8 protein-coding genes are annotated in these 12998 nt (G+C 64.4%); 5 read left to right on the top strand and 3 right to left on the bottom strand.

The features are described 5' to 3' along the window. Positions 1–52: 52 nt before the first annotated feature. Positions 53–1480 carry a Fis family transcriptional regulator gene (locus tag NC7_RS12370; RefSeq protein WP_067982272.1) on the bottom strand — a complete coding sequence of 476 codons (1428 nt, stop codon included), beginning with the start codon at positions 1478–1480 and terminating at the stop codon, positions 53–55. 229 nt (positions 1481–1709) lie between these two features. On the opposite strand from NC7_RS12370, the gene NC7_RS12365 reads away from it, so the two are divergent. From NC7_RS12365 to NC7_RS12350, 4 genes are all read left to right on the top strand, one after another. Then, the gene (locus tag NC7_RS12365) at positions 1710–3614 is read left to right on the top strand and encodes a helix-turn-helix transcriptional regulator (protein WP_067982270.1); all 1905 of its coding nucleotides are present in this window, start codon (positions 1710–1712) and stop codon (positions 3612–3614) included. 23 nt (positions 3615–3637) lie between these two features. Then, complete coding sequence (locus NC7_RS12360) at positions 3638–5260, top strand: class I SAM-dependent DNA methyltransferase (RefSeq protein ID WP_067982707.1); 1623 nt, start codon at positions 3638–3640, stop codon at positions 5258–5260. A gap of 95 nt (positions 5261–5355) precedes the next feature. Continuing rightward, the gene (locus NC7_RS12355; protein WP_084458427.1) at positions 5356–6468 is read left to right on the top strand and encodes a restriction endonuclease subunit S; all 1113 of its coding nucleotides are present in this window, start codon (positions 5356–5358) and stop codon (positions 6466–6468) included. Beyond that, a complete protein-coding gene (locus NC7_RS12350) occupies positions 6468–9674 on the top strand; it encodes a type I restriction endonuclease subunit R (RefSeq protein WP_067982264.1) in 3207 nt (1068 codons plus the stop codon). Before NC7_RS12355 ends, NC7_RS12350 begins: the two co-directional genes overlap by 1 nt. A 38-nt stretch (positions 9675–9712) precedes the next feature. On the opposite strand, the gene NC7_RS12345 is transcribed toward NC7_RS12350, so the two are convergent. Both NC7_RS12345 and NC7_RS12340 read right to left on the bottom strand, forming a co-directional pair. Further along, the gene (locus NC7_RS12345; protein WP_067982261.1) at positions 9713–10366 is read right to left on the bottom strand and encodes a Uma2 family endonuclease; all 654 of its coding nucleotides are present in this window, start codon (positions 10364–10366) and stop codon (positions 9713–9715) included. Between the two features lie 20 nt (positions 10367–10386). Then, positions 10387–11955: an alpha/beta hydrolase gene (locus tag NC7_RS12340; RefSeq protein WP_236573253.1), complete on the bottom strand. Its 1569-nt coding sequence runs from the start codon at positions 11953–11955 to the stop codon at positions 10387–10389. A gap of 390 nt (positions 11956–12345) precedes the next feature. Between NC7_RS12340 and NC7_RS12335 the strand changes: the two genes are divergently transcribed. Next, the gene (locus NC7_RS12335) at positions 12346–12990 is read left to right on the top strand and encodes a YoaK family protein (RefSeq protein ID WP_067982259.1); all 645 of its coding nucleotides are present in this window, start codon (positions 12346–12348) and stop codon (positions 12988–12990) included. Positions 12991–12998 lie beyond the last annotated feature (8 nt).

Here is a 12998-nt window from a genome sequence, read left to right as displayed (position 1 = left end):
AGAGTTGCCGGTGATAAGCCGGGTTATCGCGCCCGCAGTTTTCGGCGATGCCTCAGGCCGCCGCGCCGGGGGTGGAGGCGGTGCCGTCGGCTCCGGCGGCGGTGAGTGCGGCGAGTGCCGCGTTGAGCAACCGTTCGATCCCTGAACTGATTGTATTGCACTGGTTTTCGATGCTCTGCGCCTGCTTGTAGATGGCACTCGCGGACTTCTTGATGCCGTCCACCCCGTTCAGCCGCGCGATGGCCTCGTTGATCTTCTCCTCGGCCGTGGTGATCTGGGCGGCGTCGGAACGTGAGTTTGCTGCGAGTGCTCCGGTGCGCAGCAACTGCACCACGATGCGCAACAGATCGGGGCTGTCGGTCTCCGGATCGAACGCGAGCACGATGCGGCGCGGTCCGAACGCGCGCACGGCGTGACCGTCGTTGCGTTCCTTCGAGCGGACGAGTCCGAGCGAAGCGTGGGCGCCGTAGTTGCGTTCGGCCTCATCCAGGTATTCGTTCCACGTTTTCCGCGAAGAATCCGACATCTCGACCACGACTCGAGCGGCACCGCCCGCCACTACCAGCAGGCCGTCGCCCTTTCGTGAATCCGAGACCTTCCCGGTCGTCCGGCTGGTGTCGGTGTACTCATCGCCGAGACCCGTGGCGAGTTCTCGCAGCAGTGCGTGCAGCGGGTCGGCGTATATGTCGCCCTTCATCGGCGTCACGCTAGCCACCCGCTGTTCGGCAGCACGCAGCTGCAATTCGCGGGTGAGCTGGTCGAACTTAGCGGTGAGTTCGGTGTGCTGCTGCTGAAGATGTTTGGCGAGCTGGTCGTGACGACGCTCCAAGCCGGCGGCGTGCTTGGCCATCGGCGAGGTCGGATCATCGAGGTCGAACTGCTTCACCGCCGTCTTGAACAATTCGTCGACGCTGCGGCCGACCTTGGCGTCGAGTTCGCCACCGAACTTCGTGAGCAAGGGGCTGATCCGGTCGAGCAGTTCCGGATTGTCCCCGCCGAAGAGGCGGCGAAGCTCGGTGTCGAGCTGCTCCCTTGCGGTGGTGACCGCCGTGACGAACTCCCGGCGCCCGTTCTTCTCGGCCTCGGTGATCGCCTTTTTGGCGTCGTCGGCTGCCTGGCTGACAGTCTTGGCGGCCTTCACGGCGGACTGCTCGGTGACTTCGGCTGCGGCGCTCGACGACTGCGCGGCCTTCTCGCCGAGCTCGCGCACGATCTGCTCGAGTGCGCGGGATTCGACGGCCTGGCCGGTGGCGGCCAAGGCATGCGCACCGATCTTCACCGCCTCGATCACGAAGGCTTCGAGGTCGGCTGCCTCGAGCTGTTCGGGATCCTCGATGGCGGGGCCACGGGAGCCGTTCGTCCAGTGGCGGGCCTCCCGTGCGACGTCCGCGTCGTGGACGAGGACATGTTCGATGAGGACGGCCTGCGCGTTGTCGTGGAAGAAGGCGCCGGCGGATTCGGGGCGGGTGTGCTCGGTCATGTCTGTCTCCTGTCTGTGCTCTGCTGAATTAGCCGGTGCACCAAGCGAATCCGTGATAGCTGAACCGCTGTGCACCAGGTTGGCGTGCTGACTACACCTTGAAGGCCCAACCCTCGGTTTGGCGACGCAAAATACTGATAAGGGCGCTTATCGACGATTCGACTCTGAATTGCGGACACCCGGTCCTAATCTCGATGCACGACGTTCGACCGAAGAATGTGAGCAGGGGATGGCAGAACAGCAGCACGAGCCGACGCTGACGATGCAGGACATCGCCGATCTGGCGCAGGTCCATCGGCCTGTCGTGTCCATGTGGCGCAAGCGGCCGGTGGCGCGCGGGGAGTTCGTGCCGTTTCCCGCGCCGGTGGCCACTGTGGATCGGGTCGAGCGGTTCCGACGCGACGAGATCATCGACTGGCTCGAGCGGACCGGCCGCGGCAACAACACCGCCCACCGGCTCGATGCTCCCGCGATGAGCGTCCCCGACGGCGTCGAGTTCGAGCACCTGGTCACGCTGCTGTGCTTGGCGGCCGCGTCGGGTCGGGAGTTGTCCGGCCTGCCTGCGGTCGAGCTGATCGCCCTGGCCCACGATGTCGACCCCGAGAACACGATGCTGGTCGCGGAGGTCGGCGCGGTGACGATCGAGCCGAAGACCCTGGTCTATATCGACGACCTGATCGAATCGGCCTTCGGCCCCGCGGATGCACTGGAACGCCTGGAAGCAGGCCGCGCCGGACGGGCGTTGGAGGCCCGCGATTTCTCCGAGTCCGGGCTCGCCCTGCTGCGGTGCATCGTCGAAACATGTTTGGAATTCCAGGATTCCGACATGGGCTGCCTGGTCTCGGACGGCGACCTGCCTCGCCTCGTCCTCGACCTGATCGGTAACCGTGCCGACCTGACTGTCGTCGGTGACGATGCGCGAGCGCGGGGCTTGCGCCGCAGGGCGACCATCCGCGAAGCTCGCCTGGTCGACCAGGTCGAGGTACCCGCCGTGCGTCTGATGTCGGTGATCGGTGACGACCCCGCCTCAGCATTGGAGCGGATCGACGATGTGCTGGTCGCGCTCGAGCCGGGCGAGATAGCGATCGTGGTCGGCGCGGCCTCCGTGCTGTGTGAGAAGTTGGGCCGCGAGCTCGAACCGAAGCGGTCGGGCACGGTGCGGCTCGGTGGGGTGGCCATGGCCTTGCGGCTGCCGCGCGGGCTGTGGCGCGACGCGCACCGGCAGGCGATGGGCGTGTGGATCGTGCGTGGTGGGGCCGACATCGAGCAGCCGCTCGTGTCGGACCTGGGTTCGCCCGCCGCTGGGCCGCTCGACCTCGAAGCATTGGCGGCCGACATTGTCGGAGCCATGACCACCTCGGCGCGGCGCGCTTACCGATACGCCCGCCCGCGTCGCCGCTCCGACATCCTGGCCGGGGGCGCGATGGTGCCGCAGGGAATCTGTGCGGACCGGTTGCGCGTCACCGACGCTACCGACGACATCGACCGTATCCGCGCGGCCACTCTGGTAACGGCCCGTTCGATGGAACCGCTCGACGTCCTTGTGGTGCCGGCGAAGGGGACGGTCCAGGTGCGGCACTGGTCACTGGCCGAATTGGCCGAGCGAAAACTGGTGCGGATGCTGCGCGGCAGCCGCATCGACCCCACCCACGCGACCGCCGGGGCGTCCGTACCGGTGCTCTCGGCGGACCAGAGCACCGACGGCATGACTCTCGATCCGATCGATGCCGAGCGGTATTACGGTCGAGCAGTGCGTACCCGCCCCGGCGATGTGATCTTCGCCGAGCGCCCGCGCCCGCTCGCGCGGGTCGACGAGACCGGCGGCGCGCTGGTCGCATCCCCCTCCCGGATACTGCGCCTCGACCGCGAATCCGAAGCGGGCGTCGGTCCGCGGGCGCTGGCCGCACTGATCAATCAGATGCCTGCGCAGGGCCGCGAATGGAAGGCTTGGAGCGTGCCGTGGCTGGGCGGGTCGGAGACGTCGGAGCTCGAGGATACGCTCGGCCGTGCCGCCGCGTACGAGTCGCAGCTGCGTGCGGGTTTGACGGCGACGTCGGAGCTGTGTGCCGCGCTGATCCACGGCATCGCGAACGGCACGGTCAGCTTGCGCGCGCCGGAACAGGTTGTTGTCTGATGAACGAGGAGAGGAGCCCCCGGGTGCCACCGAGGAAGAGGCAGGAGTCGACGGCGCCGTCGACGATGAAGGAGTTGAAGGACACGCTGTGGAAGGCGGCCGACAAGCTCCGTGGTTCGTTGTCGTCGAGCCAGTACAAGGACGTCATCCTCGGGTTGGTTTTCCTCAAGTACGTTTCTGACGCCTACGAGGAACGCCGGGAAACTATCCGCGCCGAGCACCTGGCCGAGGGCTGGGACGACGACCAGATCGACCAGATCATCGACGACCCGGAGGAGTACCAGGGCTACGGTGTGTTCCTCGTCCCCGGGCAGGCGCGCTGGCAGTTCCTCGCCGAGAACGCCAAAGGTCTTGTCGGCCCGGATGGTTCGCTCACCAAGACCATCGGTCAGCTGATCGACGAGGCGATGGACGCGGTGATGCACGAGAACGAATCGCTGCGCGGCACCCTGCCCCGCCTGTACAACCGGGACAATATCGACCAGCGCCGCCTCGGCGAACTGGTCGACCTGTTCAACAGCGCCCGCTTCAGTCGCCAGGGCGAGCACAAAGCCCGCGATCTGATGGGCGAGGTCTACGAATACTTCCTCGGCAACTTCGCCCGCGCCGAAGGTAAGCGCGGCGGCGAGTTCTTCACTCCGCCAAGCGTTGTCAAGACGATCGTCGAGGTGCTCGAGCCGACCAAGGGCCGGATCTACGACCCATGCTGCGGTTCGGGCGGCATGTTCGTGCAGTCGGAGAAGTTCATCTGGGACCACAACGGTGACCCCCAGGACATCGCCGTCTACGGCCAGGAAGCCAACGAAGAAACCTGGCGCATGGCCAAGATGAACCTCGCCATCCACGGCATAGACAACAAGGGCCTCGGCGCCCGCTGGGGCGACACCTTCGCCCGCGACCAGCACGCCGATACGCGGATGGATTACGTAATGACGAATCCGCCGTTCAACATCAAAGATTGGACCCGCAATACGGACGACCCGCGCTGGGTCTACGGGGTGCCGCCTGCCAACAACGCCAACTACGCGTGGATCCAGCATGTGCTGTACAAGCTGAAGGACGACGGTAGTGCTGGCGTAGTGATGGCGAACGGGTCGATGTCGTCGAACTCCAACGGAGAAGGTGATATTCGCGCTCGGATTGTCGAGGCGGACCTGGTGTCCTGCATGGTCGCGATGCCAACCCAGTTGTTCCGCTCCACCGGAATCCCTGTGTGCGTGTGGTTCTTCGCCAAGGACAAGTCGGCAGGTAAGGGCGGCGCTATCGATCGCCGGGGGGAGGTGCTGTTCATCGATGCACGCGAACTCGGGTACATGGTGGACCGGGCCGAGCGGGCGCTCAGCGAAGAAGACGTTGCGCGGATCGCAGATACGTATCATGCGTGGCGGGGGACTGATTCGGCGGCGCGGAAGCAGTTGACGTATGAGGATTTGGCGGGGTTCTGCAAGTCAGTGACCGCTGATGAAATCAAAGGTGCCGACTACACGTTGACTCCGGGAAGATTTGTTGGCGCTACGCAAGGTGTCGCTGATAGTGAGCCGTTGGATGAAAAGATTTCTCGCTTGACCGGCGAGTTAGCTGCTGCGCTAGACGAATCTGATCACTTGTCGCAAGAGGTTCGCCGTCAGATGGAGCGCATCAAGTGATTCTGGATGCACTGTGTGCGCGGATCGTGGATTGTGCACACAAGACGGCGCCGATCGACCCGACCGGAAAATACTACGCAGTCGGTACTCCCGCAATGCGCGGTAACATAATCAATTTGTCGGAAGCGCGGCAGATCAACGAGATTACATTCAAGGAATGGACTTCGAGGCTCAGGCCGCAGGCTGGAGATCTGCTACTAGCACGCGAGGCGCCTGTTGGGCCAGTTGTTCGTATCCCTGTGGAAGAGAACGTGGCGCCTGGTCAGAGGACAGTCCTAATTCGTCCGAATGCGTTGATAGTTGATCCTCGGTACATGTATTACTACCTTATCTCGCCACAGGTTCAAGCGGAGCTGATGGCTCGAGCGGAGGGATCTACCGTTGCGCATCTCAACGTTGCCGATATTAGAAACTTTCCGGTAGAAGTCCCCCCAGAATTGCCGCAGCAGCTGGCAATTGCGGAGGTGTTGGGGGCGCTCGACGACAAGATTGCAGCTAATGATCGAGCCGCATCTCTGGCGATTGAACTGAGCGATTCGCTGTTCCGTCGGGTCATCGAACGCGGTCATGGCGACTCTGTGACTATCAAGCAGCTTGCGGAGAAAAGGTTGCTTGAGTTCAGTGACGGCTACCGTACTAAACGTGCCGAGTTGGATGCGACGGGCCTGCGGATCCTGCGCGCCGGGGACATTCGCGACAACCGCGTGTTCTCCAGCGGCCCAGATTTTGTGGCGGAGGAATATAGGGCGAAAATAGGCGGCAAAGCGTCTGCGGTCAATGATGTGGTCATCACGACTAAAGGAACCGTTGGGCGCGTAGCGGTCGTTCTCGCCGGAGTCGAGGGTAACGTTTACAGCCCTCAGCTCTGCTATATCCGAGTGTCTGGTCCAGATGTAATCGCGCCCAGTTACGTTGCGGCGTGGCTACGAAGCGCCAATGCACGGGGGCAGATGGCGAACGTAATGCATAAGAGCGACATGGCGCCGTACATCAACCTCAAGGATGTCGGCGCTCTCGAGATGCCGTGGGGTGACGAGGCCATCCGGAACGGTCTGAGTTCTCGACTCACCGTGCTTATGAACTACTTCCATGCGCTGGGCGCGGAGAATGGCAAACTGTCCGACACTCGCGACGAACTCCTTCCCCTCCTCATGTCCGGAAAACTCCGCGTCAAAGATGCTGAGCAGATAGTAGAAAAGATAGTCTGATGGCCGAAGACGTTGGTTTCAGCGAAGCGCAGTGGGAGCAGTTCGCGTTGGACGAACTTGCTGAAGTTGAGTGGGAACCGTTGCCCGGCAGCGCGATTGCGCCAGGTAAGGAGGGTGGGCGCGCGGACTGGGACGACATTGTGCTTCCGGGGCGCCTGCTGGAGCGGATGCGGTTGTTGAATCCGCAGGTTCCTGGGGAATTCCTGGATCAGGCGCGGGCAGAGATTCTCGCGCCGAAGTCGCAGGATGCGCTCGCTGAGAACCATCGTCTGCATGTGATTCTCACCGAGGGGTATCGCGGCATCAGCTACGTGGATCATCAAGGGGTCGAACAGAATCCGACGATCCGCTTGGTCGGTCCTCGGGTGGAGGACAATGAGCTGCTCGCGGTGAGTCAGGTGACTGTGCGGTCGCGGGAACATGTGCGCCGCTTCGACATCGTGCTCTATCTCAACGGTATGCCGGTCGGCATCATCGAGTTGAAGAAGGCCGGTTCGGCGCAGGCGGATCTGGCGTCGGCGCACGCTCAGCTCGGTACGTACCTGCGTGAGTTCCCGATGGCGTTCCGGTTCGCGGTGCTCACCGTAATCAGCGACGGGCAGCTCGCGCGGTACGGAACACCATTCACCCCGCTGAACCATTACGCGCCCTGGAATGTCGACAGCAGCGGAAAACCGTTGCGGCTGGGTGAAGCTCGCGACGAGGACCATGCGGGTGTCGAGCTGGAGTTCTTGATCGCCGGGGTGCTGCAATCGGAACGGTTTCTGCAGATCCGGCAGAACTTCGTCGCCTTCGACTCCACCGGCGACGGGCTGGTGAAGCGGATTGCCAAGCCGCACCAGTATTTCGCCGTCACCAAGGCTGTCGGCTGCACGGTTACCGCGGCGGAGAGCGACGGTCGGGCCGGGGTGGTCTGGCACACGCAGGGCTCGGGCAAGTCCATGGAGATGGAGTTGTACGCGCACATGGTGAGCAAGCAGCCGCGCCTGCGCAATCCCACGATCGTCGTGGTCACCGATCGCACAGAGCTCGACGGGCAGCTGTTCCAAACCTTCGACAGGTCAATGCTGCTGGCGGAGAAGCCGATCCAGATCACAAGTCGGGCCGAGCTGCGATCCGCTCTGAGTGAGCGCAACACCGGCGGGATCTACTTCACCACTCTGCAGAAATTCGGTCTCTCGAAAGCAGAGAAGGAGGCGGGTCTCGAGCACCCGCTCCTCAGCGATCGGCGCAATGTCATCGTCATCGTCGACGAAGCGCACCGCAGCCACTACGACACCCTCGATGGTTACGCCAAGCATCTGCAGGACGCGCTCCCCGGCGCCACCCGCATCGCCTTCACTGGCACCCCGATCTCCTTCGAGGACAGGGATACTCGCGCCCGGTTCGGTGACGACATCGATGTCTACGACCTCACCCGCGCGGTCGAAGACGGTGCGACGGTCCGGGTGATCTTCGAACCGCGACTGCCGGAAGTGCGGGTGGTCGAGGGTGTTTCCGACGACGACATCGACAACGCCGCTGACGAAGTCGTAGCCGGGCTAGACGATGTGGAGCGTGCCAAGGTCGAGAGCTCGGTCGCGGTGATCAATGCCATCTATGGCGCGCCTGCCCGGCTCCGCAAAGTCGCGGCGGATCTCGTCGCGCACTGGGAGAAGCGGTCGGCGACGATGGTCGAATTCATCGGTGGCCCAGGCAAAGCCATGATCGTTGCGGGCACCCGCGACATCTGCGCCGACCTCTACGAATACATCATCGAGCTGCGCCCCGAATGGCATGCCGACGCGGTGACCGAAGGTGTGATCAAGGTCGTCTACACCGGGACGGCGAAAGATCAGGGCGTGGTCGCCAAACATGTCCGCCGGGAAGGTGAGAACAAGCTGATCCAGGCGCGGCTCAAGGACCCGAACGACCCGTTGCAGTTGGTGATCGTGCAGTCGATGATGCTCACCGGCTACGACTCACCGCCATTGCACACCCTATACCTCGACCGCCCGCTCAAAGGTGCGCTGCTCATGCAGACGATCGCCCGGGTCAACCGGACCTTCGAGGGTAAACAAGACGGTTTGGTCGTTGCTTACGCCCCGCTGGCGGAGAACCTCGAACGCGCGCTGGCCGAGTACACCGTGACCGACCAGGAACGTAAGCCCGTCGGGCAGAACGCGGACGAGATCGCGGCACTCGTACTCGAGGTGCTGGCCGCGCTCGACCGGCTGGTCGAGGGATACCCGTGGCGATCCAAACTCAAAGGTGGCAAACGGGATTGGGTAATCGCCGCGACCGGGCTGGCCGAATACGTGCGGTCGCCGCGCACTCCGGGCAACCAGGTGGAGGCCGACGGCGACAAACTGGTGAACCGATTCCGGGCGTTGGCCAATCAACTTGCCCGCTCCTGGGCGGTGAGCTCGGGGTCGTCGCTGGTAGCGGCCGCCACGGTGGTGCAGGCGGTGAAGTTCTACGAAGAAGTACGTGTCTGGATGGCGAAGTACGACGCCGCGACGCGCACTGCCGAGGGGCGGCCGGTACCCGCCGAGATCGCCCGTCTTCTGGAAAACCTCGTCGCCGACAGCACGGCTTCCGGTGAAATCGTCGACATCTACGCTGCGGCGGGGATCCCGAAACCGGCCCTGACCGACCTCACACCCGACTTCAAGGAAAAGGCCCTCCTGGCGGAGAATCCGCACCTAGCCATCGAAGCCTTGCGTGCGGTACTCACCGAGGAGGTGCGCCGCAGCACCAGAAACAACCTCGTTCGCCAGCGCGCCTTCTCCGAACGGCTCCGCACCCTCATGAACAAGTACACGAACCAGCAGCTCACCTCGGCGGAGGTGATCGCCGAACTCATAGCGCTCGCTCGCGAAGCAGCCGCCGAACGCGACCGCGGCAACGCCTTCAGTCCCCGCCTCGATGACGACGAACTCGCCTTCTACGACGCGGTCTGCGAGAACGTCTCCGCCGTGGAGCAGATGGGCCAGGAAGTGCTCGGCCAGATCGCTCGCGAGCTGGTCACGATCATGCGCCGCGACACCAAGACCGACTGGACTGTCCGCGACGACGTCAAGGCAAAGCTGCGCTCGACCATCAAGCGACTGTTGATCAAGTACCGGTACCCACCGGACAAGCAGCCTGAGGCGATTCGGCTGGTTATCGACCAGATGGAGGCGCTGGCACCGCACTACGCCAGGCAGGACCAAGGGAGGCAGTGACCCGGTGGCGGATCACGGTGAGCACCTGACGTTCTCGCTCAGAGGGTCAGGTCTCGCCAGGGGATGGTGATCGGGAATGGGTGGCCGATGGTGATTTCGGTGGAATCGCCAGGCGACCACGCGCCGACCAGTAGGTAGTTGGCCTTGTGCAGCGGTGACACACCCTCCGGCAAGGTCCCGGTTTCGGACTCCAGGCCGAATGCTTGCACGTAGGCGATTTCGCTGCGGCGTGGATGCAGTGTCACTTCCCAATACCAGGGGATACCGGCAGCCGCGTATTTGGCTTTCTTGGCTTCCATTTCTGCGGCGGTGTTCGACGGGGAGAGCACCTCGCCGACCAGGACGGCGTCGTCACCGCGCACGTAGGCGTATGGCTCGTCGAGGCAACGGTGGATCATGAAATCCGGGGTCACGAAATCGGATCTGCCGTGTCGGCCGAAGAAGACGTTGGTCTCGGTGCGAACCTGCCAACACTGCTCGGGTTCGGAGGCCATCGCGCGCTTGCTGTCGCGCCGAAGAGCGCTCCACAGCAGGTTGCTTGCTTCCTGGTGTTCGCCGGGGCCGCGTCGCACCCAGACCACCCGCCCGTCCCACAGCTCGATGCAGGAAGCGATTTCCTCGGGGAGTTGCTCGAGCTCTTCCCAAGTCATGTGCTCGGGCAGGTCGGGGCGCTGAGGATGCGCGTTGGTCATGGCGCAATGATAGGTACGGGTCAGGCGAAGGGGGAGTGGTCGGTGGGGCAGTGGAGGTTTTCGGGTGGGAGTTGGCCGGTGAAGAGGTAGTCGCGTTTGGCGGTTTCGGCGCAGGTGCTCTGGACGTACATGCTGCTGTGGCCCGCGCCTTCGATCACCAGGAGTCGGGCGGTCGACAGTTGGGCGGTGCCCGCGGAGGCGCCGTGCAGGGGGGTGGCCGGGTCGTAGCGGCTGTTCATCACGAGGATGGGGGCGGCGGTCGGGCGGTTCCAGGGGCCGGTGTAGCGGTCGGGGTCGCGGGCGGGCCAGAAGGCGCACGGCATGGCGTTGAAGACGGCGGTGCGGCCGAAGTACGGGTTGTGCAGGTCTTCGACGGCGGCGACGCGACTGTAGGCCGCGGGTTCGGTCGGGACCATGCTGTCGGTGCACTGGATGGCGTAGAACGCTTCGACGCGGTTGGCGGAGTGGCCGGGGCCGAACAGCGAGTCGGGAACGAGGGCGGGGGCGGTCGCCGCGTCGAACAGTTGCTGCAGCAAAGTCGCGAGATCGGCGTAGGTGTCGGGGCGCGACAGACTGCCCGCGGCGGTCACCACCTGCGAGAAGGTCCACGGTGTTCCGTCGAGCACGATCGGCGCGTGGCGGGCGCGCTCGGCCAGCGCGATCCACTTCACCTTCGGATCACCTGCCGAGAACGCGCAGCGCGGACCGGCCGCCGAGCATTCGCGCAGGAACGCGTCGAAGGTCTCGGCGATGCCGACCGCGACGCCCTGCCTGGTGTCCAGGGGCAGGTGCGTACCTTCCGCGCCGTGTCCGTCGGCATTGCCCTCGAAGTCCAGCGAACCGTCGAACACCATCGCGCGCACCCGGCGCGGAAACATGTTGGCGTAGACGGCGCCGACCTGCGTGCCGTAGGAGATGCCGTGATAGGTCAGCGCCTCGTCACCCACCGCGCGCCGCAACAACTCCAGGTCGCGGGCGGTGTTCGCGGTGGACGCGTGGTGCAGGATCTCGCCTGCGGCCTGACCGCAGCGTGCGGCGAGGTCGGCGGACCGCGCGAAGAACTCCGGTTCCTGACTCGCGTCGGTCGGCGTCCCGGGGAAGGTGCCGAGGTACTCGGCCTGCTCCTCGGCACTCGCGAAGCACTGCACCCCCGCGCTGCGCGCGACGCCACGCGGATCCCACGACACCAGATCGAAGCGCGCGCGCAGCTCCTCGGAGAACAGCCACGGCCAGCGCGCTCGTTCCCGCAGACGGTCGACCCCCGACGGGCCGGGTCCACCGAAGTTCACGAACAGGGTGCCCAGCCTCCGCCCCGGATCGCTCGCGGGCAGCCGGATGGTGGCCAGCTCGATCTGCGCTCCCGCCGGTTGGTTGTAGTCCAGGGGCACGGGCGCCAGCGCACACTGGAAACCGTCGTCGCACTCCGACCAGGCCAACGCGGGAGTCGTCGCGGATTCGGCGAGCCGGTCCACATACGTATCGGCGGCCCGCGCGGTGGACGGGACCACGAACGCGCCGACGGCGAGCAGTACGGCCAGCGCGCAGAATCCGCCTCGGCGAGTTCCACGGCGCACAGAGCGCGAAAACACCTGCCGAGCCTCCTGCACACGTCCGACGAACCCCGTGAAGCTACCACACGTCTACCTGGGGAAATCGGTTGCCGCCGAACGATTTTCGGTCGGCGCACCGCGGCACGCGACGACCGCGAAAATGTCACCCAGAATTCACGAAAAATTGGCGGGTTACCCGGGTATTACCGGAACCTGATAATCCTGTGTCTTCTCCGAGAATGTGATCCGCGCACTGGCCCACAATTCCACTCGTCGCTACCGTCGGAGTTGTCACGACAGCGGGAAGGGTCAAAGTCGATCCCCGATTCGATGCGATGCGAAGGATGTGGGATTGTGACTGTGACCACAGCAAAAAGGGACCGTGACCTGGGCAACCGTCGACCACTGCGTGGTATTCCGACGGGTTCGATGACGATGGTCGCCTTTCTTTCGATATTGGCGGGATTCATCGGAGCGGCAGCTTATACACATTCCGCCGGATACTTCGTGACATTCATGACGGGAAATACCGAGCGGGCCCTGCTCGGCTGGTTCGACGGCGACTATCTGCTGGCCGTCGGGGCGATATCCCTGCTGTTCGCCTTCGGCCTCGGCGTCTTCGTCGCCTCGCTGCTGCGGCGGCGGGTCTGGCGCAACGGCCACTACGGCGCCTCGGTGGTGACCACGATCGCGCTGGCCGCCGCCGTGGTCGTCGATTACGTGGTCAGCCGAACCGGCGGACAGGAACTGGGTTTCATCCCGATCATGTTCGTCGCGTTCGCGGTCGGTGCGCTCAATACCGCCTTCGTCAAGAACGGCGAGGTCAGTGTGCCGCTCAGCTATGTCACCGGCACCGTCGTGAAACTGGGCCAGGGTATCGAGAGCCATGTCAGCGGCGGCAGCGTGCGCGATTGGCTCGGCTACGGCCTGCAGTACGCGGCGTTCGCGACGGGCGCGCTGCTCGGCGGGGTGATGAGCATGCTGGTCGGCGGCGAGATGATGCTGATCGTGGCCACCGGCGTCTCGGCGTCGGCGATCCTTGCCACCTCGCGGACGAGCGAGCCTGCGGCCTGACCCCGGAT

This window comes from Nocardia caishijiensis NBRC 108228 (assembly GCF_001612825.1).
Taxonomy (GTDB): Bacteria; Actinomycetota; Actinomycetes; order Mycobacteriales; family Mycobacteriaceae; genus Nocardia; species Nocardia caishijiensis.
The sequence above is the reverse complement of the archived record's forward strand: the minus strand, read 5'-3'. Positions and strand labels throughout refer to the sequence as shown.

Coding starts and splice junctions, on each gene's coding strand:
- NC7_RS12370 (WP_067982272.1), bottom strand. CDS start 1,480: ATGACCGAGCACACCCGCCCCGAATCCGCCGGCGCCTTCTTCCACGAC.
- NC7_RS12335 (WP_067982259.1), top strand. CDS start 12,346: ATGACGATGGTCGCCTTTCTTTCGATATTGGCGGGATTCATCGGAGCG.
- NC7_RS12345 (WP_067982261.1), bottom strand. CDS start 10,366: ATGACCAACGCGCATCCTCAGCGCCCCGACCTGCCCGAGCACATGACT.
- NC7_RS12350 (WP_067982264.1), top strand. CDS start 6,468: ATGGCCGAAGACGTTGGTTTCAGCGAAGCGCAGTGGGAGCAGTTCGCG.
- NC7_RS12355 (WP_084458427.1), top strand. CDS start 5,356: ATGCGCGGTAACATAATCAATTTGTCGGAAGCGCGGCAGATCAACGAG.
- NC7_RS12365 (WP_067982270.1), top strand. CDS start 1,710: ATGGCAGAACAGCAGCACGAGCCGACGCTGACGATGCAGGACATCGCC.